A 21,282-nucleotide genomic window follows, 5' to 3' on the forward strand; every position below is an offset into this window, starting at 1 on the left:
TGGCAGGCTGGAGATATCTTTCAGCCGTCGCAACGCTCCAGAGGAGACAACGATGTCAATGCTCGAAAGCCTCGGCCGCTATGGCACGGCCATCAAGAATGCTCACGACCGCAGCAAGGCGCGGCGCTTGTTGAACAGCCTGCCGCCTGAGATTCAGAAGGACATCGGCTGGCCGGTGTCGCCGCGATCCAGCGAAAAGGCAGCACTCATCAACACCATCTGGAGCGCCGCGCGCTGATGACCTTCGCCGACAAATGCAAATTGCTCGGCATGCGCCGGGGATCTCGCATGTCCCCGGCGACCACCAGCAACCGGCTGCGTGCCGCACTTTTGCCGCGCCGCTGAGCACCGCGGCGCGGATCACACCACCGTGTAGATACGGCGCGAATCTTGACATTTTCGGCCACGGCACGATCTTCGAAGATAGTGGGGGTTCTCTTAGTCGGCTTTGGCCGAAGTTCGCGTATCCGCATGCCAAGTTTGAAAAGCCATGTCGTGTCTTTTGTCCTGCGGCACAGCCGCAAGCAGGCATTTGCCAGTCCGGAAAATCTGCAGCGCTGGATCGCGGCCGCGCGCAAGACCGAGAACCACCGGCCGCCCGCCTCGCTGCACCAGCGTCTCGACATCGAGATGCATACGGTCGATGGCTTCCCCGTCTACGAAATCGCACCCAGGACCGGCGAAAAGAAGCGGATTCTCTACTTGCACGGTGGTGCCTATGTCTTTGAAATCACACCCTATCATTGGCACCTAATCGCCGAGATGGCGGATCGGCTGGGCTACGGGATCACGGTGCCGATCTATCCAATCGCTCCCGAACACGATTTCCATGCCATGTTCGGAATGGTTGGCGATGTCTACCGGCAGATGCTCACCGAGACGGAAGCCGAAGACATCGTCTTCATGGGCGATTCCGCCGGCGGCAATATGGCTGTGGTGTTGACCATGATGGCCGCCGAAGAAGGACTGCCCCTACCGTCGCGGCATGTGCTCATTTCGCCGGGTCTCGACGTGTCGCTCACCAATCCCGCAGTGTTCGAGGCGGAACGCAACGACCCTTGGCTGGGCATAGCTGGCGGACGAGAGGCAATTCGCCTGTACAGTGCCGGCATCGATCCCAGCGATTGGCACATCAGCCCGGTCTATGGAGATTTGTCCGTGCTGCCAAGAACGCTGCTTTTGACCGGCTCGCGCGATCTTTTGACTCCCGACAATCTGATCTTCGCCGAAAAAGCCCGCGCAGCCGGCGTTGAAATCGATCTTGTCTATGAGGAAGGCATGTTCCACGTCTGGCCGCTGATCGACATGCCGGAAGCGCGGCGCGCCCGCGAGCGCATCGTCGAATTTCTCGGGGAGAGCCGGATCGTACAAGATACGAGATTAAGCCCTGAACAGCGCCCAGCCGAAGCGGCGGAGTAGCTTATATAGTCGTCCTTACCAGCCGGTCAGAACTTGCCGGTTTCCCGAAACACTTCGAAGGTCGCGCGAATGTGGTCGGCAACGGCCTTGACCGGGGCACTGGCATCCGGCGCCACAACCATCGCCAGATTGTAGGTCCCGATGTCGGGCATGCCGTCCTTCGGGCAGAGTTCGACCATGTCATTGCCGAGGAACGACTTCGGCAATGGCGCCACGGCGAGATCGGACATGATCGCGGCGCGCTGGCCGGCCGTGTGTGCGCTCATATAGGCGATGCGGTAGTTGCGGCCCTCGCGGCCAAGCGCGTCGAGCGCCCCGGCACGCCAGGCGCAGCCCTCTTCCCAAAGCGACACCGGCAAGGGCTCGCGCAAATGCGCGCAGCCGCCCTTGGCGCCGGCCCAGACGATCGGCTCGGTCAGCAGCACCTCGGCGCCGAGCGCGCTGGTCTTGTAGGAATTGGTCAACAGCGTGATGTCGAGCGCCCGGTCGTCCATGCGCCGGCGCAGATTGCTGCTCTGGTCTATGGTGACGTCGACGGCGATCGACGGATGCGACTGCGCGAAACGCTTCAACACATGCGGCAGCACGCGCTCACCGTAATCGTCCGGCGAGCCAAGCCGCACCACACCGACAATCTCGGGAATGATGAACTTCGACACCACCTCGCGATTGATGGACAGCAGCCGGCGGGCATAGCCGAGCAGCATCTCGCCGTCCGTCGTCAGCGACACCGAGCGAGCGTCGCGCGCGAACACGGAGCGGCCGAGGATGTCCTCCAGCTTCTTGATCTGCATGGAAACGGCCGACGGCGTGCGGAACACGGCATTGGCGGCGGTGGTGAAGCTGCCGGTCTCGGCAATCGCCACGAACGTGCGCAAAACATCGAGATCGAGCAGTGGCAGCGGATGATTGAGCGGGGCGTTCATGGCAACCGACCTTCAATTTTTCTGATACAAAACATCATTCCATTTCGTTTGATTGAACATCAGAATGGGAGGATAGTCAACTCCATCGAAGCAGTAGCTGCCACAAGCAGCCATGAAACGACCTCGACACAGACCTGCATTCGACACGAAATGAAGTTGAAACAAACCCGCAGTAGCCAACTCGCTGTCTGGCACTAGCCAACCCAAAGGAGAAAGAGATGTCTATCCTGTCGTCCCTTGGTCGCATCGCGACCGAATTCAGCGCGGCACGCGCCCGCTACCAGACCGAGCGCGCTATCCGCTCCCTGCCGATCGAACTGCAGAAGGACATCGGCTGGCCTGAAGCTTCCGATACCAAGACCGGTACTCGCAACGGCGTCGGATCCTGGGCTGGAGCAAAGTAGATCGTGTGTACCATGTGCTGAAGGCCTGCCGCGCAGCCCGCCCGGCAGGCCTTCTCTGTTTTACTTGTATTCAACTGAGCTTTGGAGCCATGTCGCCGGCGCATGACGCATATGAGAAAGCCGCATAGCGGCTCCTGTTTCCAATTAATGCCTTGTAAATAATCGTAAATTTTGGGCACCTTGCTCAAATCTGTCGCTATCGATGTCGCATTTCATATCAAGCGCTTCGCTTTTGCGATTTAGTTTCTGCTTACACAAGCCTATATCGGCGCCAGCAAACGAGCTGCCCCACTCCATCAAGCGAAGGCGACCCGTCTAAGCAACAAATGGAGATGATTATGAAGCTTTTTGCACGCCTCTTTGCCCGCCGCGAAATGAACCTGACCACCGCTCTCGAGCGTCAGCGTCTTGCCAACACCATGCCCGGCCAGACCGGCGCCATGAATGCGGCGCGCCTCGGCTTCATCGCCTGAAGATTTCTAGAGGCAGCGCATCCCTGCCGCTGCTTTAAAACTGCAACGCCGCCTGGCTCCAGCCAGAGCGGCGTTTTGTTCTGCGCGCAGGCCGTACGTTGCCCGTCCCTTGAACAGTTCGTGCCACTTCCAGGGCTCGCTGCACGCCGATTGCCCATTTGCGACCCATGTCGCAAATTTAATCTTGTCGTAGCGGCGTAGCCGATTGACAGACATGGTTTTTCCTGATGTCGCTATGCTATTCGCGACATCCTGTTCGCGCCATGGCTGTGTGAGGTTCCCTTGAACGCGGTAAAGCATCCGATCAAGCGATCGTTTGTATTCTTCCTTATTCCCGATTTCACCATGATCGCTTTTGCGACCGCGCTCGACCCGTTGCGCTCGGCCAATCGCATGCTCGGCTACGAGGCCTATCGCTGGCGCCTCGCCAGCATCGACGGCAAGCCGGTGCGCGCCTCGAACGGGGTCGAATGCGCGGTCAACACGTCGCTCGAGGATGAGCGCAAGAAGATGGCAGGTCCCGACCGGCCGAACATGGCCATCGTCTGCAGCGGCATCAATGTCGAGCGCTACCAGAACAAGTCCGCCTTCGCCTGGCTGCGCGAGGAATACAATCGCGGCGTCGCCGTCGGCGGCCTGTGCACCGGCGCGCATATACTCGCCGCCGCCGGGCTTCTGTCCAACAAGCGCTGCGCCATCCACTGGGAGAACCTGCCGGGCTTTTCCGAAGCGTTCCCGAAGGCCAATGTCTTTGCCGACCTCTTCGAGATCGACCAGAATATCTACACCTGCGCCGGCGGCACCGCCGCGCTCGACATGATGCTGAAGCTGATCGGCGACGACTTTGACGAGAACCTCGTCAACCGCGTCTGCGAGCAAGTGCTGACCGACCGCGTACGCAGCCCCACCGACCGCCAGCGCCTGCCACTACGCGCCCGCCTCGGCGTCCAGAACTCGAAAGTGCTGACCATCATCGAACTGATGGAGGGCAATCTGTCGGAGCCGCTGTCACTGATCGAGATCGCCGACCATGTCGACCTGTCGCGCCGCCAGATCGAGCGGCTGTTCCGCACCGAGATGGGCCGTTCCCCCGCCCGCTATTATCTCGAAATCCGGCTCGACCGCGCCAGGCATCTCTTGATCCAGTCCTCGATGCCGGTGGTCGAGGTGGCGGTCGCCTGCGGCTTCGTCTCGGCCTCGCATTTCTCCAAATGCTACCGAGAACTCTACGCCCGCTCGCCGCAGCAGGAGCGCGTCGACCGCAAGCAGATGCTGGCGGCCTGATCCGATACGCCCACGGACAAACAGGCTAGTGTCATGATATCGTCAGGCAGCGGCGTCCCGCTGCCTGAAACCAACCTCAGTAATCGTCGCAGGTGCATTCCGCCGAGGAGATACGGTCGTTCCAGTCACTGCCGCCCAAATTGCGGATCCTGCGCGTGATCTCGATCGAGCGGCCGCCCATCCGAGAATCCTCATAGGCCACGAGCGTGCAGCCGCGGCGAACGATCACCGACGACACACGGTCATTCCAGAACTGGCCGCCACGAAAATTTACGGAATCCTCGGCACCCATGCCGATGGACCGCCCGCGAAAATTCCCGTTCTCGAACATGATGCAGGCAGCCTGGTTGTATTGGGCGCTGGCGACGTCGGCATACAGCACGGACGCGACTGCGGTCAGGATGGCAAGACGTCTCATCGGTTTTTCCTCGGTTCGGCAGCGCTCCTGGCTGGGTCACGCGGCCTGCCCAGTTTGCCACTGCTTCGGTCGCGGAGGCAAGCCTGGAGCGTAAGCCCGAACAGGTAGGCAGCGGGGCAAGAGCGGGAGCCGGTTCGGCAAAGATCACGCTCAATGGGGAAGAGCTTTAGCGGCTGTCGAACATCCAGCTGCGGTTTCGCCACATTTTCTCGCCGACCAGACAGTCGGTGGTGGATCTCTCCTGTGCCAATATCACCGGCGGATGCGCGGCTTCTTCCGCCGCCCATTGCGGCGAGGCCGGGCCGGCGAGTTCCAACACCAGCTTGCGGCGAATGGCTTCGGGAAACTGCGTCCAGTCATTGACCGGGATCATGAAGGCTCCGGGACCACCAATGACGCAGTCGCTGTAGTAGCGATCGAGATTGCTGACGTCGTAGGCGCCGGTGAAGCCGCCTCGCGTCATCAGCGGCAGGCCGTTGATGACGATGCCTTGCTTGATCAGCTCGTCGCGGGTCAGGTTGACCGGCGCGCCCTGATTGTTGGGGCCGTCGCCCGAAATGTCGATGACCCGCTTCGTGCCTCGGTAGCCGCTTTCGGCGAACAGGTCGTTGCCGAACTCCAGCGCTCCGGAGATCGAGGTGCGCCGCGCGCTGTTGGGCGGCTGCGCCGACAACTGCGCAACCACGCGCTCGGCGTCGGTGCGGCTGGCGATCACCGTCCACGGCACGATGACGCGCTGCCAGGTGGTACCGGCCCATTCGACATAGGTGACGGCGATCTTGCCATGGGCGCCGTCGGCAATGGCCTGCAGCACATTGTCGTGCGTCAGCGCGGCTGCGTAGCCATGACGCTGGATCTCGAGCTCGTCCGGTGACATCGACAGCGAGACATCGACGGCCAGCACCAGCTCGACATCGACGGGCTCGTCAGCAAGGGACGCCGGCGCCAACCAAAACGTCAGCGCGAACGCGGCACAGCCCGAAAGCAAATGTCTAGCACAGGCAAAAGCAGACATTCCGCAAGGGTAAGCGAAAGCAGCCCGTTTAAAAAGGGAAAAGCCCGACCAAGGCCGGGCTTTGCGTTCTCAAATTCTGCTGCTTCAACTGCGCGGCTTCAAATTCTCCGGATCATAAAGCGGCTTGTAGCCGACAGCGGCGACTTCGACCGGATATGTCTCGCCGAAATACTCGATGGTGAGCTTGCGGCCTTCCTGGGCGTAGGCCCATGGCAGATAGGCGAGGCCGATGTTCTTGCCGATGGTCGGGCCATAGGCCATCGACGTGGTGAACGACCGGCGGCCGAGTTCGTCGACCAGCGTCTCGCCGGTCTTCGGGTCCATCACCGGCATCGTGCCGACAGGATAGCGGGCAACGCCTTTGGAATCGACATTACTGGTCATCACCAGCGTGCACAGCATGGCCGGTTGGTGCTCGCGGGCGCGGTATTCGACATGTTTGGCCTTGCCGCAAAAGTCGTTCTCCTTGACCTTCGGACGCGCAAGATCGGCTTCGAGCAGGTTGTACTCGGTCAAAAGGTCGGCGTTCTGCAGGCGCAGGCTCTTTTCCATACGGCGGGTGTTGGCATAGGTCTCAACGCCGAAGGGCATCACGCCGGTCGAGCGCAGCGCGTTCCAGACAGCGAGACCGTCCTCGTAGCGCATATGCAGTTCCCAGCCCTGCTCGCCGACATAGGAGATGCGGAAAGCGCTGACATCCTTGCCGCCGATCCGGACCGGCTTGATCGCCGCGAATGGGAAGTTCTCAACAGAGAGCCCGTCCGGATTCTCGACCACCTTCTGCAACGTCGCCCGGGCGTTCGGCCCCCAGATGCCGATGGTGACATATTTCTCGGTCACGTCGGTGATGGTGACGTCGAAACCTTTGTCCTGTGCCGTGCGGCGCATGTACTGGAAGTCGCGCGGACCGGCGTCGGCGCCATCGATCAAACGACAGCGGTCGGCCATGCGGATGACGGTGAAGTCGGCGCGCACCATGCCTTCCTCGTCGAGGAAGTGAGTGTAGATGCCCTTACCGATGTTGTTGTCGCCGCCGATCTTGGCCGCGCACAGCCATTCCAGCAGCGCGACATGGTCGGGACCCTCGATGTCGTACATAGCGAAATGCGACAGGTTGACGATGCCGCAATCCTCGCTCATGGCGAGATGTTCGGCATTGGAGACGCGCCAGAAATGGCGGTTGTCCCATTCGTTCTCACGCACCGGCACCCGGTTGCCGTATTTTTCCAAGAGATGCTCGTTGGCGGCGTAGCCGTGGGCGCGCTCCCAGCCGCCAAGCTCCATGAAATAGCCGCCGAGTTCCTTCTCGCGTTCCCAGAACGGCGAGCGCCTGATGTTGCGGGCTTTCGAGAACGGCTCGCGCGGATGCACCGCCGGATTGTAGACCTTCATCGCCGTCTCGGTGCAGCGATCCCAGATGAATTGCTCCTTGGTCTGGTGCGGATAGAACCGTGCATAGTCGATGGCATGGTGATCGATCGCGGTGCGGCCGTCGGTCATCCAGTCGGCGATCAGCTTGCCCATGCCGGGACCATCCTTGACCCAGATGGCGACGGCATACCAAAGGCCCCGCACCTTCTGGCTTTCGCCCATGGACGGGCCGCCATCCGCGGTCACCTGCAAGAGACCGTTGAAGGAATGGCTCTCATTGTAGCCGAGTTCGCCGAGGATCGGCGTCAGTTCCATGGCGCGTTCGAGCGGTGCCAGGATCTGCTCCATGTCGAGGTCGCGCTGTGAGGGCGAAAGCCGCGCCTGGTCCTTCTCCAGCAGGTCGCGCGGATGGCAAAGGCGCGGATTGGTCTCTTCGTAGTAACCCCACTCGATCTGCCCGCCCTCGGCGGTCTTTGGATCGCCGGTGTCACGCATATAGGCCGAGTTGCCCTGGTCGCGCAGCAGCGGCCAGCCGATCTCCTTGCCGGTGCCGGCAAACTCGTTGTAGGGGCCGAAAAAGGTCAGCGGATGGTCGATCGGCATGACAGGCAGATCCTCGCCGACCATTTCCGCGATCAGCCGGCCCCATATGCCGGCGCAGACGATGACATAGTCGGCCTCGATGGTGCCGCGATCGGTCACCACGCCTGAAATGCGGCCGTCCTTGACGACAAGCGACCGAGCCGGCGTGTTGGCGAAGGATTTGAGCTTGCCCGAGGCTTCCGCCTGGTCGACCAGCTTGCCGGCGACCGTCTGCGAGCGCGGGATGACCAGACCGGCATCGGGATCCCACAGGCCGCCCTGCACCATCGCTTCTTCGATCAGCGGAAATTTTTCCTTGATCTCGGCCGGTTCGATCAGACGGGCGCGCGTGCCAAACGCCTTGGCGGAGGCGATCTTGCGCTTGATCTCTTCCATGCGGCTGTCGTCGCCGACACGCGCAACCTCAAGGCCGCCGATACGCGCGTAATGACCCATCTTCTCGTAGAAATCGATGGAGTAGAGCGTCGTCCAGCACGACAGGAAATCGTGGCTGGTGGTGTAGCAGAAGTCGGAGGCGTGCGCGGTCGAGCCGATATCGGTCGGGATGCCTGATTTGTCGATGCCGACAATATCGTCCCAGCCGCGTTCGATCAGATGATGGGCGATCGATGCGCCGACAATACCGCCCAGGCCGACGATGACGACCTTCGCCTTTTTCGGAAACTCTGCCATTGCCCGCGACTCCAAAGTGATAAAGCGGGCGGACTATAGGGCGGAGCGGCAGGCCGATTGAAGCCTGTTTGCGACATTGGCAAAAAGCCGAGCGACCAGACGGCAGAATGCTTCACACCGGCGCCTGGGGCGGTTCGCTTTTCGGTGGGCTAACTCAGGCGAAGGCCCAGATGTCCTCGGCCTGAAAGCCGACCTGATAACCTGATGTCTTCAGCTTGACCACGACCTGGCCGATCTCCGGGGCGGGCAGCGCGCCGACCTCGACCTTGATCATGCCGGGGCGGTAGCGCTTGAGGTCCAGCTGTTCGAAGACGATCCAGTCGGCGCCCTCGCAATCGACGAGGAAAGCGTCGATATGGCTGATGCCGTTGCGATCGAGCAGCGTCTGCAAGGTCTCGGATGGCACCTCGATGTCCCTGAGATGCGGCGCGAACTTGTTGAAATTGGCGTCGGCCTCGCCCCAGGCATTCTTGCCCGACATCAGATTGGTGTCGGTGACCGACGAGCAGCCGATAAATTCGATGGGCAACGTGCCGGCCTCGAGGGCGGCGGCATCGAAGGTGTGGACGGTTATCGTGCCCTTTGTCTTCGTCACCGCCACCGGCTCGATGATGAAGCGGTCCGTGTCTGGATAATTGGCGCGCAGTCTCTTCTGGTTGTACGGGATCGGCTCGACCAGCATGGCCCGTGCACCGGGAATCCTGTGCAGCCAAGGCGTCACATCGTCGAACAGTGCGCCGTCGCAGGCGCCGACATTGACCATCTGGAACGGTCGCCCTGCACCACCAAAACGCGCCTTCAGCGCCGCCCTGGCCAGGAACTTGGTGCCGCGCAGCGACGGGCCGCGATCGAGAACGCCCTTGGGAAGAGCAAGCGACAGGGCAACGCGCGCCAGGCTGGATAGCGAACTCATGACTTGTCTCCGGGAATGATTTGCATGGCAGCGCGATTCTGGCCGCGAGCCACGGCTGCCCACAGCGCCATGAACGGCGTCGCCAGCAGCAGGAATGGCGGAATCAGATGGGGGAAATAGATGCGCGTGTCGTGGATCGGGAAGACGGTGAACTTCGCCAGCGCACCGAGCACCAGCGCCGCAAACAGGATGCCGGCGCGGCGATCGAGGCGGAAGCCGGCGCGGGCGGCAGCAAACCAGCCGGCCAGTGCCAGCACCGACACGCCGACCCAACTGTTCAGGCTGACGGCGCGCAGCAGCGAGGTGGCAAACGCCCTGAGATAGGTGGTGACCGAGAATGGCGGCTCGAATCCGTCCATATTGAAGTGCTGCTCGATGCTGGAGAACCACAGATGCGGCGCCCAGCCGGGATGATGCGCCCAGTGAGAGATGGCGAAGTAGGCCACGAAGGAAGCGGCAAAACCGGCCAGCGCACCCCATGCCCTCTGCCGGTACGCGACCAGCAGCACAGCGAAAATCGCCAGGAAAACAATGTTGTCCGGCCGTACCATGAAGGCGAGGAAGAGCAGGATCGCCGTTGCCACCTCGAGGCCGCGGACATAGGCATAGAGCCCGCCGAGCAGCAGCGCTGAAGTGAGCAGATCCGGTGTCGAAGCGCGTGCCGCATCGCCGAAATCGGCCATGATCAGCACCGCGCCGACGATAGGCGCCAACGCCAATGCCCCTGTGGAGCGTAGCCACATCAACGCGATCGCGCCAAACAGCAGCACGGAGAACACTGAGACCAGTCGCATTGCCTCGACCGGCGACATCACCGCGCTCAGTGTCGACAGGATCTCGGCATAGAGGAACTTGATCCGGTACATGCCGAGCAGTGAATGGAAGTCGGCGGCATTCTCCGTCATGTGACTGCGGAAGCCGCCTCCATCGTCGGTCAGCGCCTTATAGTCGCCTGCGGACACGCCCGATTTGACAGTGTTGTAGGCATAGTCATGCAGCGCCTGCGCATCGGGATAGGTGCCTTCCTCCGATATAGCGAGATAGGGCAGCATGTCCCAGTTGGCGTCGGGCATCACCCAGGCGGTGAACGCTGTAAAAAGAATGTAGAGCGCGAAGGCCGCCGCGCCGATCGGTGCTGCCAGCCGCGCATAAGTCCCCTCGCCCCACGCCAGACCGGCTCCGATGAGGCGGTCGAGCGGGTTTTGTGGATCGGGCGACTTGGTCAGCATCGTTGTACCCAGCGAACTCGCTTAACGAACCTGGCTTTTGACGAAATCCTTGACGATCGACACGATGCCGCGCGACAGCAGGCTGTCGAAGGCGTCGACGAAGCGGTCGACATGCTCGCGCTGGCAGATCAGCGGCGGCTCGAGCCGGATGACGTTGCGGTTGTATTCGGTGAAGGCGACCAGCACATCGTAGTCGCGCAACAGCAGCGCCCCGATGAAGCCCGACAGCGAACCCTTCAGCTTGTCGTCGAGCACGCTGACGATCGGCCGCAACACCATCGGCAAGGTCTGCGAGAAGTCGTGGAACTCCAGGCCGATCATAAAACCCCTGCCGCGCACCTCCTTGATGATCTTCGGGTACTTTTCCCTGAGCGTCTGCAGGCGCTGCAGCAAATAGTCGCCGGTGATGGCGGCATTGTCGATCAGCCCTTCATCATAGAGTACATTGAGCCCCTCGATCGAGGTGACGCAGGCCTCGCCCATGCCGCCGAAGGTCGCCATGGCATGGATCATCGCCGTTTTCGGCGTGCCATAGGCCTTCATGTAGACCTCGCGCCGCGCGATCATCGCGCCGACCGCCGCCTTGCCGGCGCCAAGCGATTTGGCCAGCGCCGTCACATCGGGAATGACGCCGTAATGCTCGAAGGCATAGAAGCGGCCTGACCGGCCATAGCCGCACTGCACTTCGTCGGCGACCCACAACACGCCATACTGGTCGCACAGCGCCCTTAGCTTCTGCCAATATTCAGCAGGCGCCTGGATGATGCCGCCGCCGCCCTGGATGGTTTCCAGCACGATGACGCCGACCTCCGGGTCGGAACGGAACAGGCGCTCGACCGCCTCGATGTCGGCAAACGGGATGCGGACCGTGTTTTCGGCCACCTTGAAGTCGGCGCGGTAGAGCTGGCCGTCGGTGATGCCCAGCACGCCCTTGGTCTTGCCGTGGAAGGAATTCTCGGCATAGACGATCTTCGGTCGCTTCGGACCGGCGGCGCGCTCGGCGAGCTTAACCGCCGCTTCCATCGCCTCCGAGCCGGACGAACCCAGAAACACCATGTCGAGATCGCCGGGCGAGCATTTGGCGATGTTGTGCGCAAGTGCCGCCGCATATTGCGACATGAAGGCGATGGCGATTTCCTGGCGCTTCTCCTCCTGGAATTTCTTGCGTGCTTCCAGGATGCGCGGATGATTGTGGCCGAAGGCCAGCGATCCGAAACCACCGAAGAAGTCGAGGATCTTGCGGCCGTTCTGGTCGATGTAGAACATGCCTTCGGCACGCTCGATCTTGATCTTGTGGAAGCCGAGCAGCTTCATGAAGTGCAGCTGGCCGGGGTTGAGATGCGCCTTGAACAGGTCGGTCATGCGGGCGACGTCCATCGCCTTGGCCTGCTCGACGCTGATCAAATCGGGCTTGGCGATGGTCGCTGGCGACAGCGACGGCGCGCTGACCATGGTGCGCAAATTGGTCTGTTCGGGCTTGGCCATGACGGTCATTTCAATCTCCTGTCTGCACGCACGACCAGGATCGGGCGCAACGAAAGCTGTTTTGCGAGCCGCTATTCGGCGGGCACATGTTTGGTGGCGACTGCGTGGCCGGCTTTCTTTGCGCGGTACTCGCTATAGGCGGCGATCAGCATGTCCTCGTCGCGATATTGCGGCACCCAGCCGAGCTGGCGCCCGGCCTTGGACACGTCGAGCACGCAGTCCTCGTCGGCGATCAGATACTGTTCCGGGTCCATGATCGGCATGTTGAAGAGGTCGAGCAGGTCGAGCGTGCGCTTGACCGCCCAGCCCGGTGTCGGGATCAGGATCGATTTCGAGCCGGCATGCCGGATCAAATCGCCGAGCAATTTCTTGACCGGCGGCGGGTTGAGCGAACCCAGATTATAGGCCTCATTAGGCACACCGGCCTTCCAGGCCGCGCGCGCGGCCTCGGCGCAGTCGAACACCGAGATGAACTGATAGGGGTTCCTGCCCGAACCGATCATCGGCACGGGAAGGTTCCAGTCGATCAGCTTGAACAGCTTTTCCAGGATGCCGAGCCGGCCTGGGCCGATGATCAGGCGCGGGCGAAACAGCGAGATCGACATGCCGCGCTTGCGCCATTCGGCCGCCAACTCCTCTGTCTTCTGCTTCGACCAGCCATATTCGCCCAGCGGCGCCACCGGGTGCTCCTCGGTCATCGGCTGCGTGACCGTGTGGCCGTAGATCATGTCGGTCGTGTAGTGGACGAGTTTTGTCGCACCGGCTCTGTCCATGGCCTGCATGATGTGCTCGGTGCCGTGGAAATTCACCGGGAAAAAGAAATCGTGCCGCTTGGCCCGCACCTGGATCGGCGACAGCATCTTGGCCGACAAATTGTAGACCATATCATCGGCCTTCAGCCCGACCGCCGCGACCGACGCCGGATCGGTGACGTCGCATTGGATAAAGCGGACGGTGCGGTACTGCGGCAGGTCGCTCTTGACGACGTCGGCGACGACAACCTCTTCACCATCGGCCACAAGCTTCGGAGCAAGGTGGCGGCCGACGAAACCGTCACCGCCGAAAATCACATGTCTCATCGAATGATCTCGTTTGCTTGGATCTTGTCGGGCATGATGGAAGCGGTCTGGTCCTCATGCCCTTGCTTACCCAAATCCCGGCCACTTTGCGCGATCAGCACCGTGCCGACGCAGATGAAGGCGATGCCGGCGATCCGCCAGCCATTGAGGTCCTCGCGGAAGACGAAATAAGCGAAGATGGCGACGGCAACATAGGCGAGGCTGAGGAACGGATAAGCGAAGGAGAGCTCGACCTTGGACAGCACATAGAGATGCGAGGCCATCGAGATGACGAAGGTGCAGAGGCCAAGGAACACCCAGGGGCTGAAAACGATCTGCAACAGCTTGACGAGCGGATTGACGCCCTCGAACGAGATCGGCCCGAGCGACATCATGCCTTGCTTCAGCATCAGCTGTGCGGCGGCATTGGTCATGACCGTAAAGAGAATGAAGACGATGTATTTCATGTGTTCCGAGCCACCCCTTCATGCTTCCTATTACAAACCAGCAAACATTTCGTGAAGCCACAAGAATGTTTTGAGTGAATCATGGATTTAACGATCGATAACCAAGAATTACTCAAGTTATATCTATTCCGCTGCCTCGGCTACGCAGCGCCGCGTGTCGAGCTTCCTTGCCGTCCGCGCCCAGAAACTCGATAGGAAGGCGGGATCGCGAAGCAACTCCAGCCGCGGCCATTCGGGAAAGGACGAAGCGAAGATGTCTGCGCCCATACGAGCATCCTTGTAGGGATTGACGGCGCCGCCTGCCTCGACGGTGATGCGATCGAGTTCCCGCAACAAGGCCAGCGTCGCAGCCCCCCTGTTGGGGAAATCCAGCGTCAGCGTGTAGCCGGGACGCGGGAACGACAGCAGCGCCGGCGAGCGGATGGAGCCGAAGCGTTTCAATACGGTGAGGAACGAGCCCTGCCCGGCTTGCCTTGCAGCCGCAAGCAATGCCGGCACGGCCTCGCGCGCCGCCGCTTCCGGCACCACGCTCTGGTGTTGGAAAAGCCCTTTCGGCCCATAAAGCCGGTTCCAGTCGCGCACGCCGTCGAGCGGGAAGAAGAAGCCCTGGTAGCCAACCTGGCGCGGCGCCGTCGACCGCCCCTTCTTCCACCTGTAGGCGGCGTTAAAGGCGGTCAGGAACGGCCGGTTGAGCACATTGAACGGCGGCTGGACCGGCACCGAGAGATTGCCACCGGCGCGCGAGGCGGCATGCGAGCCGTGCTCGGCATGATTGCCTGTAAACAGCAACCCGCGACCGCTATTGCGGCCGCCGGCAAGTTGGTCGATCCAGGCGACCGCATATTCATTGGCCTGATCGGCCGCCTCGGCCAAACCGAAGAACTCGTCGAGATCGCGAAACGGCGTCGCCTTTTCGACGATGTCGAGCGAATGAACCCGCATCAACCGGATCGAGGCAGACAGGATGAGACCGGTCAGCCCCATGCCGCCGATCGTCGCCGCAAACAGGCGCGCATTGTCTGCTGCCGAGCAGCGATAGGTCCTTCCGTCGGACCTGAGCAGCGTGAAGCTCTCGACATGGCAGCCGAAGGTGCCGCGCCGGTGATGGTTCTTGCCATGCACGTCATTGGCGATGGCGCCGCCGAGCGTGACGAATTGCGTGCCTGGCACAACCGCCGGAAAGAAGCCGTAAGGGGCGGCGTGGGCGATGATGTCGGACAACAGCACGCCGGCATCCGCCTCGAGAACACCGGTTTCGGCGTTGAAGGCGTGGATGCGGTTCAGCGATCGCATATCGACGACCGCTCCGGCCTCGTTCTGGCAGGAATCGCCGTAGGAGCGGCCATTGCCATAGGCAAGCAGCGACGCCGGCTTGGCCCGACCGCCCTTCAGCAGCGCGATCGCCTCATCGGCCCCGATGGCGCGCGGCGCCGGCGGTGTGGCAAGGCCAAAGCTTGGGAAACGTCCGGCGGCCATGCCTACCAGCCCCCGATGACCAGCATCACCGCACCGATCAGCACCACGATCTGGCTGCGCCAGTCGCGGATGATGAACACGACCGGATCGTCATGCATCTCGTTGCGGCGCGCCAGGATCCAGACGCGCATGGTGAGATAAAGCACGATCGGCGCCAGCGGCCAGATCAGCCATGGATGCGGATAGAGCTCCCGCACCGCGACACTGTCCATGTAGAGCGCCAGCACCAGCGCCGAGGAGAAGGCCGAGGCCATGCCGGCCTGGGCGACGATCTCCTGGTCTTCGGTGCGATAGCCGCGGCCGGCAATGCGCTCGCCAGGCGGAATGGCGGTGGTGCGCAATTCGACGAAGCGCTTCACCAGCGCCAGCGACAGGAAGAAGAAGATAGAGAAGGCCAGCAGCCAGAACGAGACGTCGACGCCGGTCGCCGCCGCACCGGCCAGGACGCGGATCGTGTAGAGGCCGGCGAGCGTCAGCACATCGACCAGCAGCATGCGCTTGAACGACAGCGAATAGGCCGTGGTGACGACCATGTAGCCGCCAAGCACAGCCAGAAATTCGTGCGACAAGAACAGCCCGGTGCCGAAGCCGATCGCCAAAAGCATCGCAATCGCGCCAAGTCCGAACGGGATGGACAGCGCACCGCTGGCGAACGGCCTGTTGCGCTTGGTGAGGTGTTTGCGGTCGAGCGCGAGGTCAAAGAAATCGTTGAGGATGTAGATGGCCGATGCCACCGCACTGAACGAGACGAATGCCAGCAGGCATTGCCAGATCATGTCGGTGTTGAAATATTCGTGCGAGAGCACCATCGGCACTGCGATCAGCGAATTCTTCAGCCACTGATGGACACGCAGCATCTTGACGATGGTCCGCAAAGTCGGCTTCGGCGCCGGCATCGTCTCGGCGCCATGTGCCGCCTGCCAGCGCGCGGCATGGCGGTCGGGCGCGACGACGATCGCGTTGCGCGCTGCATCAAAGACTTGGAGATCGTGACGGCTGTTGCCGGCATAGTCGAAACCGCCATCACCATAGGCTGCGATCAGCGAAGCGCGCTTCCTGCCCGAGGTGAGATTGGCGAGACCATCGGTGGCCAGCACCTGGTCGAAAATGCCGAGATGGACCGCGATGGCATCGGCGAACTTGCGCGGCGTGCCGGTCGCCAGCACGATCTTGCGGCCTTCGGCATGCTCGGTCCGGAGGCGGCAAAGCAGCACCTCGCGATAGGGCAGCGATGCCGGATCGATGTCGATGCGCTGCGCGATTGCCTGCTTCAGCCGCGCCGGTCCGCCGGCGGCCCAGAAAGGCACGAGGAAGATATAGAGCGGGTTCTTCTTGAGAAGGATGAACAGCCCTTCCCACAACAGGTCGGTCGCGATCAGCGTGCCGTCGAGATCGACCGCAAGCGGTATTGCGTTCCTGTCCGACCGCGCATCCATGTCCTACCCTGCCCGCGTAGAGTTGCGCGCCGCTTTTCGGCGTCTTGAGGCTGGTATAGCGGGCGATGACGTAGCGAACGTTAAAACGCACGGTTGCAGACGGCTGCCATGGGGGTATTTCCGGCGTCATTGTTAAACAACCGCTACCGGAAACGATAAAAGGCCGGGCAAATTCCCGGCCTCCGCAATCGTGACGCCAGGATTACTTGATGCGGGCGACACCGCCCGAAATCTCGACGGTTTCCGAACCGGTCAGGGCTTCGAGGTCGCCATTGGGCAAGGTGACGAAGCAGCCATTCGGGCAGAACTCAACCGTTTCGCCACCGGCCAACGCAAGGTCGGTCTTGCTGCCGCCCTCGGTGACGACCAGCGTTCGGGTCTCGGCGTCCTTGTTGACCGCGCTCGCGGCATGGACCGAGCCGATAGCGGCGACCAGGGCGACGGCAGCGACGAGAGACTTCCACATGGTGCAATATCGGTGTTCCCACCGCCTCTGTTGCATTTCGCAAGGCATTTTCGCCTTTGCATGGAGCTTATATGAGATGGAAGCTGAACCGCAACTGAATGCCCCATTCATGCCGCAATCGGCTTTCGATGGTTGAGACCCACCGATTCCCAGCCTAGTCCGGATCTGGCTTCCTGGTTTTGCGGGACTTGACTAGTCGCTTCTTCTCCGCCTCGGCTTCGGCCTTCACCTGCTCCTGTTCGGCGAAGTCGGCCTCGATCTTGTCGTCGTCTGTCGGCCAGGCCTTGGGCTTGTGGGCCTCGACCACGGCGCGTGGCGTCGAGGGCATCTCGATGTGTTCGCTGCTGAATTTTTCAAGCACGGCAAAACGGATGTCGTTCTGCGCGATGTTGCCGTTCATCACATCGGCCAGGAACACGCGGATCTCGAATTCCAGGGCGGCAGGGCCGAAATTGGAAAACAGCACGAAGGGTTCGGGGTTCTTCAGCACCATCGGGTGGCTGCGGGCGATCTCCAGCAGGACGGCATGAACCTGCTTGACGTCGCTGCCATAGGCGACGCCGACCTTGATGTCGATGCGGCCGAGCTTGTTGCGGTGCGTCCAGTTGCCGACGGCATTGTTGATCAGGTTCGAGTTGGGCAGGATCACCGATTGCCGCTGGAAGGTTTCGATCTCGGTGGCGCGCACGCTGATCTTCTTGACTGTGCCGCTGACATCGCCGGCAACGATCCAGTCGCCCACCTTGAACGGCCGTTCGGCCAACAGGATCAGGCCGGAAACGAAATTAGACACCACGTTCTGCAGGCCAAAGCCGATACCGAGGGAAAGAGCGCCGGCGACCAGCGCCAGGCTGGACAGGTCGATGCCCGCCGCCGAGATGCCGACCAGTGCCGCGAGCGCGACGCCGGCATAGCCGACCGCCAGCCGGATCGAGTTGCGCACGCCGGTATCGACCTTGCCACGCGCCATCACGGAACCGTCGAGCCAGCCCTGGAACCAGCGTGTCAGGAAATAGCCTATGACGAAGACGACGATGCCGGAGAGGATGCCGGTGACCGAGATCGTCACCGAGCCGATGTTGATCCCGGTTGCGAGCTTGTAGGCCCAGGCCTGGATATCGCCGGGCTGGAAACCCCACATCAGCAGGATCAACGGCAGGAACACCAGCACGATCATCACATTGATGGCAACGCTGACGACAAGGCCGAGCTGGTCGAGGGCTGTATCCTCGTAGCTGGATTTGGCCGACAGCCAGCGCCCGACGGTCGTGTTGGCGAAAGCACCCTCCTCGCCGATCGCCTGCGCCGACAGGAAGCCGATATAGGCGGTGATCAGCACGGTGCCGGTAACGACGACCTGCAACGAAACGAACAGAGCAAGGCCGATGTAACCGAGCAGCGCCGCGACGATGGTGAAAAGACCGAGCGCAAGCGCCGTATAGCGCAGCCATGCCGGCCAAGGCCGCCAGCTTCCGTCACGCGCCTTGAACGGCCTCAGCATCGCCATCAGGATCAGGATGACGCCGACGATGATGGTGGCGCCGAAACTGCGGGCGATGGTCAGCGACAGCGGCGAGCCCATTTTGTCGTTGATGACCGACAGGAAATAATTGACGCCGATGACCACGGCCATGGCGGTCGTCAGCCGCACCAGCCAGCGCGCCGGACCTGTCTCGACGGGGATAAGGCGCCAATTCGGCAGCCGCGGCTCGAGCGCCGCATTGGTCAATCGGTTGACGCAGAACACCACCCCGATGACGGCCGCGAGCGCATTCAGGAAGAGGCCGATGTCGCCACGCAACACATTGTAATAGTTGAAAAAGAACACCGTGGAGGCCAAGAACACGCCAACCGCCAGCGTCGGCAGCAAGGTCGACCAGAAGGCCACCGACAAGCGGCTGAGATAGGATGGATCCTCATTGGCAGGGTCGGCTTCGAACACGCGCCCGAACAGGCGCCGGCCACCGACCAGCAGCACCAGCGCCAGCCCGAGCGCCACGAAGGTTGCCGCCAGAATGGCCTGGAACTTGAACTTGAAAGCGAAGCTTAGCCATGACGACACCGCTTTGTAGAAATTGCCGAATTCGTCCCTGGCGTCCGAAAAGACCTGCGGGCTGAGCGCGTCGGACAGCACATAGCGCTTGGTGAGCACATTGCGGAACAGCTCGCTGCGCATGTTGCCGATCTTGTCGATCAGCCCGCTGATGCGGATCGAAAGCGATTGGGCTTGCGCAATGACGGCATTGATCTCCGCCTTTTCCGACACCAGCGCCTCGCGTTCGCCGCTGACGATGTCGGGCTCCGGCGGCTGACCCGCGGCAGGTGCCGCGCCAAGCTGCTCAAGACGGCTGTTGATCTCGCCAAGACGCGTACGGAAGGCCAGTGCGCTGTTCAGCGATTGCCGCGACAGCTCCTCGAGTTGCAAGCGGATATCGACAAGGCTGCTATCCTCCTCGCCGTCCTGCTGTATCTGCTTCTCGAAATTGTCGGTCTTGGTCGTCAGCGCCTGGATGATCTTCTGCTGGTCGGCGACCAGTCCGGCAGGCGCCTGGCCAAGCCCCTGTGCCACCGCATCGAACGACAGCGGCGCCGAGACGACAAGCGTGAGGATCAAAATGAGACGAAGCAATCGGAAAAGCATGATTTGTTGGCGACTCATCGGCGGCGAAGGCAATTTGAAAGCCTGTCCTTGATAAAGACGGCCCTATCATGGGGCAAGCCGTCGCATCGCGGACTCATCCGATCATTGACCTCACTGATCCTGACTCTCATTGAGCCCAGACCCCATTGATCCCCTGACCGATGCGTCGGCCAGTCGAAAGGCGATGGCGCAATATTGGCTTTGCCGGTGCGGCCTGCTCTATAGTCTGCCGCATCGCCCGAACCGGATGACATCAATGGCAGAGTACTCGGCCTTTTCGCTGCTCGCGAACGCGCTCAAGGGAAACAAGGATTGGAAGCCGGCATGGCGCAAGCCGGACCCGAAGGCGTCCTATGACGTCATCATCATCGGCGGCGGCGGTCATGGGCTGGCGACCGCCTATTATCTTGCCAAGGAACACGGCATCACCAATGTCGCCGTTGTGGAAAAGGGCTGGCTCGGCTCCGGCAATGTCGGCCGCAACACAACGGCGGTGCGCTCGAACTATCTGCTGCCGGCCAACACCCGCTTCTACGAACACTCGATGAAGCTGTGGGAAAACCTTTCGCACGAGCTCAACTACAATGTCATGTTCTCGCAGCGCGGCTGCCTGAACCTGGCGCACACGCCGGCCCAGTTCGACGACTATGCAAGACGCGGCAATGCCATGCGCCATCTCGGCGTCGATGCCGAACTGATGACGAAGGCTGAGATCAAACGTCTGATTCCGGCGCTCGACATCTCCGACAGCGCGCGCTTTCCGGTGGTTGGCGGCCTGATGCAGCGACGCGCCGGCACCGCCCGCCATGATGCGGTGGCCTGGGGCTATGCGCGCGGCGCCGACCGTCGCGGCGTCGACATCATCGAAAACTGCGAGGTCACCGGCTTCCTGCGCGACGGCGACCGCATTTCAGGCGTGACGACGTCCCGTGGCGACATCCGCGCCAGGAAGGTGGCCGTTGCGGTCGCCGGCAGCACCGGGCGTGTCATGCAGCTTGCCGGTATCGAGACAATGCCGATCGAGAGCCATGTGCTGCAGGCCTTCGTCACCGAATCGCTGAAACCCTTCATCGACACGGTCGTCACCTTCGGCATGGGCCATTTCTACATGTCGCAGTCGGACAAGGGCGGCCTCATCTATGGCGGCGACATCGACGGCTACAACAGCTACGCCCAGCGCGGCAATTTGCCCGTCGTCGACGAGGTGATGAGCGAAATGCTGGCGCTGTTTCCGGGCCTTGCGCGCGTGCGCATGCTGCGCTCCTGGGGCGGTGTTTGCGACATGTCGATGGACGGCTCGCCGATCATCACCACCGGCCCCCTGCCCGGCATGTATCTCAACTGCGGCTGGTGCTATGGCGGCTTCAAGGCGACGCCGGCTTCCGGCTGGTGCTTCGCCTGGACCATCGCCAAGGACCAGCCGCACGATCTCAACGCCCCCTTCACCCTCGACCGCTTCCACCGCGGCCTGGTGATCGACGACAAGGGCCAGGGTGCAAACCCGCGGCTGCATTAGGCATTAGGTA

General features: G+C 61.8%; 19 protein-coding genes. 6 read left to right on the top strand and 13 right to left on the bottom strand.

Annotated elements, in window-relative coordinates; translation table 11 throughout:
* Positions 1-52 precede the first annotated feature (52 nt).
* Complete coding sequence (locus NKH95_RS27340; RefSeq protein WP_127258513.1) at positions 53-238, top strand: hypothetical protein; 186 nt, start codon at positions 53-55, stop codon at positions 236-238.
* Between the two features lie 233 nt (positions 239-471).
* Positions 472-1,419, top strand: coding sequence for an alpha/beta hydrolase (locus NKH95_RS27345; protein ID WP_352893831.1), 948 nt, complete (start codon positions 472-474; stop codon positions 1,417-1,419).
* A gap of 26 nt (positions 1,420-1,445) precedes the next feature.
* On the opposite strand, the gene NKH95_RS27350 is transcribed toward NKH95_RS27345, so the two are convergent.
* On the bottom strand, positions 1,446-2,345 hold the full coding sequence (locus NKH95_RS27350) for a LysR substrate-binding domain-containing protein (RefSeq protein WP_013531163.1): 900 nt from the start codon (positions 2,343-2,345) through the stop codon (positions 1,446-1,448).
* A 218-nt stretch (positions 2,346-2,563) separates the two neighbouring features.
* Here NKH95_RS27350 and NKH95_RS27355 point away from each other — a divergent pair, with 218 nt between their 5' ends.
* The 3 genes from NKH95_RS27355 (at position 2,564) to NKH95_RS27365 (ending at position 4,506) form a co-directional block, all read left to right on the top strand.
* Positions 2,564-2,749 carry a hypothetical protein gene (locus NKH95_RS27355; protein WP_032930657.1) on the top strand — a complete coding sequence of 62 codons (186 nt, stop codon included), beginning with the start codon at positions 2,564-2,566 and terminating at the stop codon, positions 2,747-2,749.
* A 338-nt stretch (positions 2,750-3,087) separates the two neighbouring features.
* A complete protein-coding gene (locus NKH95_RS27360) occupies positions 3,088-3,222 on the top strand; it encodes a hypothetical protein (RefSeq protein WP_023812324.1) in 135 nt (44 codons plus the stop codon).
* Positions 3,223-3,567: 345 nt separating this feature from the next.
* Complete coding sequence (locus tag NKH95_RS27365; protein ID WP_352678310.1) at positions 3,568-4,506, top strand: GlxA family transcriptional regulator; 939 nt, start codon at positions 3,568-3,570, stop codon at positions 4,504-4,506.
* Between the two features lie 76 nt (positions 4,507-4,582).
* Here NKH95_RS27365 and NKH95_RS27370 read toward each other — a convergent pair whose 3' ends face one another.
* The 12 genes from NKH95_RS27370 to NKH95_RS27425 form a co-directional block, all read right to left on the bottom strand.
* Positions 4,583-4,924 (bottom strand): peptidase inhibitor family I36 protein, encoded by a 342-nt coding sequence (locus NKH95_RS27370; protein WP_023812325.1) that lies wholly within the window; start codon positions 4,922-4,924, stop codon positions 4,583-4,585.
* Positions 4,925-5,090: 166 nt separating this feature from the next.
* The gene (locus NKH95_RS27375; RefSeq protein ID WP_352439861.1) at positions 5,091-5,939 is read right to left on the bottom strand and encodes a DUF1194 domain-containing protein; all 849 of its coding nucleotides are present in this window, start codon (positions 5,937-5,939) and stop codon (positions 5,091-5,093) included.
* A gap of 84 nt (positions 5,940-6,023) precedes the next feature.
* Complete coding sequence (locus tag NKH95_RS27380) at positions 6,024-8,585, bottom strand: GcvT family protein (RefSeq protein ID WP_352439860.1); 2,562 nt, start codon at positions 8,583-8,585, stop codon at positions 6,024-6,026.
* Positions 8,586-8,739: 154 nt separating this feature from the next.
* Complete coding sequence (locus NKH95_RS27385) at positions 8,740-9,498, bottom strand: FkbM family methyltransferase (protein ID WP_023812328.1); 759 nt, start codon at positions 9,496-9,498, stop codon at positions 8,740-8,742.
* Positions 9,495-10,727, bottom strand: a complete 1,233-nt coding sequence (locus NKH95_RS27390; RefSeq protein WP_023812329.1) for a glycosyltransferase 87 family protein — start codon at positions 10,725-10,727, stop codon at positions 9,495-9,497. Before NKH95_RS27390 ends, NKH95_RS27385 begins: the two co-directional genes overlap by 4 nt.
* Before the next feature lie 21 nt (positions 10,728-10,748).
* Entirely contained in the window at positions 10,749-12,179 is a 1,431-nt protein-coding gene (locus NKH95_RS27395) for an aspartate aminotransferase family protein (protein ID WP_245273256.1), read from the bottom strand.
* A gap of 104 nt (positions 12,180-12,283) precedes the next feature.
* The gene (locus tag NKH95_RS27400; RefSeq protein ID WP_128304388.1) at positions 12,284-13,291 is read right to left on the bottom strand and encodes an NAD-dependent epimerase/dehydratase family protein; all 1,008 of its coding nucleotides are present in this window, start codon (positions 13,289-13,291) and stop codon (positions 12,284-12,286) included.
* Positions 13,288-13,737, bottom strand: a complete 450-nt coding sequence (locus tag NKH95_RS27405) for an EamA family transporter (protein ID WP_023812332.1) — start codon at positions 13,735-13,737, stop codon at positions 13,288-13,290. Before NKH95_RS27405 ends, NKH95_RS27400 begins: the two co-directional genes overlap by 4 nt.
* 123 nt (positions 13,738-13,860) lie before the next feature.
* Positions 13,861-15,213, bottom strand: a complete 1,353-nt coding sequence (locus tag NKH95_RS27410; RefSeq protein ID WP_023812333.1) for an FAD-binding oxidoreductase — start codon at positions 15,211-15,213, stop codon at positions 13,861-13,863.
* 2 nt (positions 15,214-15,215) lie between these two features.
* Positions 15,216-16,649 carry a UbiA family prenyltransferase gene (locus NKH95_RS27415; protein ID WP_023812334.1) on the bottom strand — a complete coding sequence of 478 codons (1,434 nt, stop codon included), beginning with the start codon at positions 16,647-16,649 and terminating at the stop codon, positions 15,216-15,218.
* 202 nt (positions 16,650-16,851) lie between these two features.
* Complete coding sequence (locus NKH95_RS27420) at positions 16,852-17,115, bottom strand: hypothetical protein (protein ID WP_023812335.1); 264 nt, start codon at positions 17,113-17,115, stop codon at positions 16,852-16,854.
* A 154-nt stretch (positions 17,116-17,269) separates the two neighbouring features.
* Positions 17,270-19,756 (bottom strand): mechanosensitive ion channel family protein, encoded by a 2,487-nt coding sequence (locus tag NKH95_RS27425; RefSeq protein ID WP_023812336.1) that lies wholly within the window; start codon positions 19,754-19,756, stop codon positions 17,270-17,272.
* A 256-nt stretch (positions 19,757-20,012) separates the two neighbouring features.
* Here NKH95_RS27425 and NKH95_RS27430 point away from each other — a divergent pair, with 256 nt between their 5' ends.
* A complete protein-coding gene (locus NKH95_RS27430; RefSeq protein WP_023812337.1) occupies positions 20,013-21,272 on the top strand; it encodes a sarcosine oxidase subunit beta in 1,260 nt (419 codons plus the stop codon).
* Positions 21,273-21,282 lie beyond the last annotated feature (10 nt).

It is taken from the genome of Mesorhizobium sp. M0848, from assembly GCF_040319805.1.
Taxonomy (GTDB): Bacteria; Pseudomonadota; Alphaproteobacteria; order Rhizobiales; family Rhizobiaceae; genus Mesorhizobium.

Bases quoted from the DNA above. Each gene is read 5' to 3' on its own strand.
- NKH95_RS27340 (WP_127258513.1), top strand. From the start codon at position 53: ATGTCAATGCTCGAAAGCCTCGGCCGCTATGGCACGGCCATCAAGAAT.
- NKH95_RS27345 (WP_352893831.1), top strand. From the start codon at position 472: ATGCCAAGTTTGAAAAGCCATGTCGTGTCTTTTGTCCTGCGGCACAGC.
- NKH95_RS27350 (WP_013531163.1), bottom strand. From the start codon at position 2,345: ATGAACGCCCCGCTCAATCATCCGCTGCCACTGCTCGATCTCGATGTT.
- NKH95_RS27355 (WP_032930657.1), top strand. From the start codon at position 2,564: ATGTCTATCCTGTCGTCCCTTGGTCGCATCGCGACCGAATTCAGCGCG.
- NKH95_RS27360 (WP_023812324.1), top strand. From the start codon at position 3,088: ATGAAGCTTTTTGCACGCCTCTTTGCCCGCCGCGAAATGAACCTGACC.
- NKH95_RS27365 (WP_352678310.1), top strand. From the start codon at position 3,568: ATGATCGCTTTTGCGACCGCGCTCGACCCGTTGCGCTCGGCCAATCGC.
- NKH95_RS27370 (WP_023812325.1), bottom strand. From the start codon at position 4,924: ATGAGACGTCTTGCCATCCTGACCGCAGTCGCGTCCGTGCTGTATGCC.
- NKH95_RS27375 (WP_352439861.1), bottom strand. From the start codon at position 5,939: ATGTCTGCTTTTGCCTGTGCTAGACATTTGCTTTCGGGCTGTGCCGCG.
- NKH95_RS27380 (WP_352439860.1), bottom strand. From the start codon at position 8,585: ATGGCAGAGTTTCCGAAAAAGGCGAAGGTCGTCATCGTCGGCCTGGGC.
- NKH95_RS27385 (WP_023812328.1), bottom strand. From the start codon at position 9,498: ATGAGTTCGCTATCCAGCCTGGCGCGCGTTGCCCTGTCGCTTGCTCTT.
- NKH95_RS27390 (WP_023812329.1), bottom strand. From the start codon at position 10,727: ATGCTGACCAAGTCGCCCGATCCACAAAACCCGCTCGACCGCCTCATC.
- NKH95_RS27395 (WP_245273256.1), bottom strand. From the start codon at position 12,179: ATGGTCAGCGCGCCGTCGCTGTCGCCAGCGACCATCGCCAAGCCCGAT.
- NKH95_RS27400 (WP_128304388.1), bottom strand. From the start codon at position 13,291: ATGAGACATGTGATTTTCGGCGGTGACGGTTTCGTCGGCCGCCACCTT.
- NKH95_RS27405 (WP_023812332.1), bottom strand. From the start codon at position 13,737: ATGAAATACATCGTCTTCATTCTCTTTACGGTCATGACCAATGCCGCC.
- NKH95_RS27410 (WP_023812333.1), bottom strand. From the start codon at position 15,213: ATGGCCGCCGGACGTTTCCCAAGCTTTGGCCTTGCCACACCGCCGGCG.
- NKH95_RS27415 (WP_023812334.1), bottom strand. From the start codon at position 16,649: ATGGATGCGCGGTCGGACAGGAACGCAATACCGCTTGCGGTCGATCTC.
- NKH95_RS27420 (WP_023812335.1), bottom strand. From the start codon at position 17,115: ATGTGGAAGTCTCTCGTCGCTGCCGTCGCCCTGGTCGCCGCTATCGGC.
- NKH95_RS27425 (WP_023812336.1), bottom strand. From the start codon at position 19,756: ATGCTTTTCCGATTGCTTCGTCTCATTTTGATCCTCACGCTTGTCGTC.
- NKH95_RS27430 (WP_023812337.1), top strand. From the start codon at position 20,013: ATGGCAGAGTACTCGGCCTTTTCGCTGCTCGCGAACGCGCTCAAGGGA.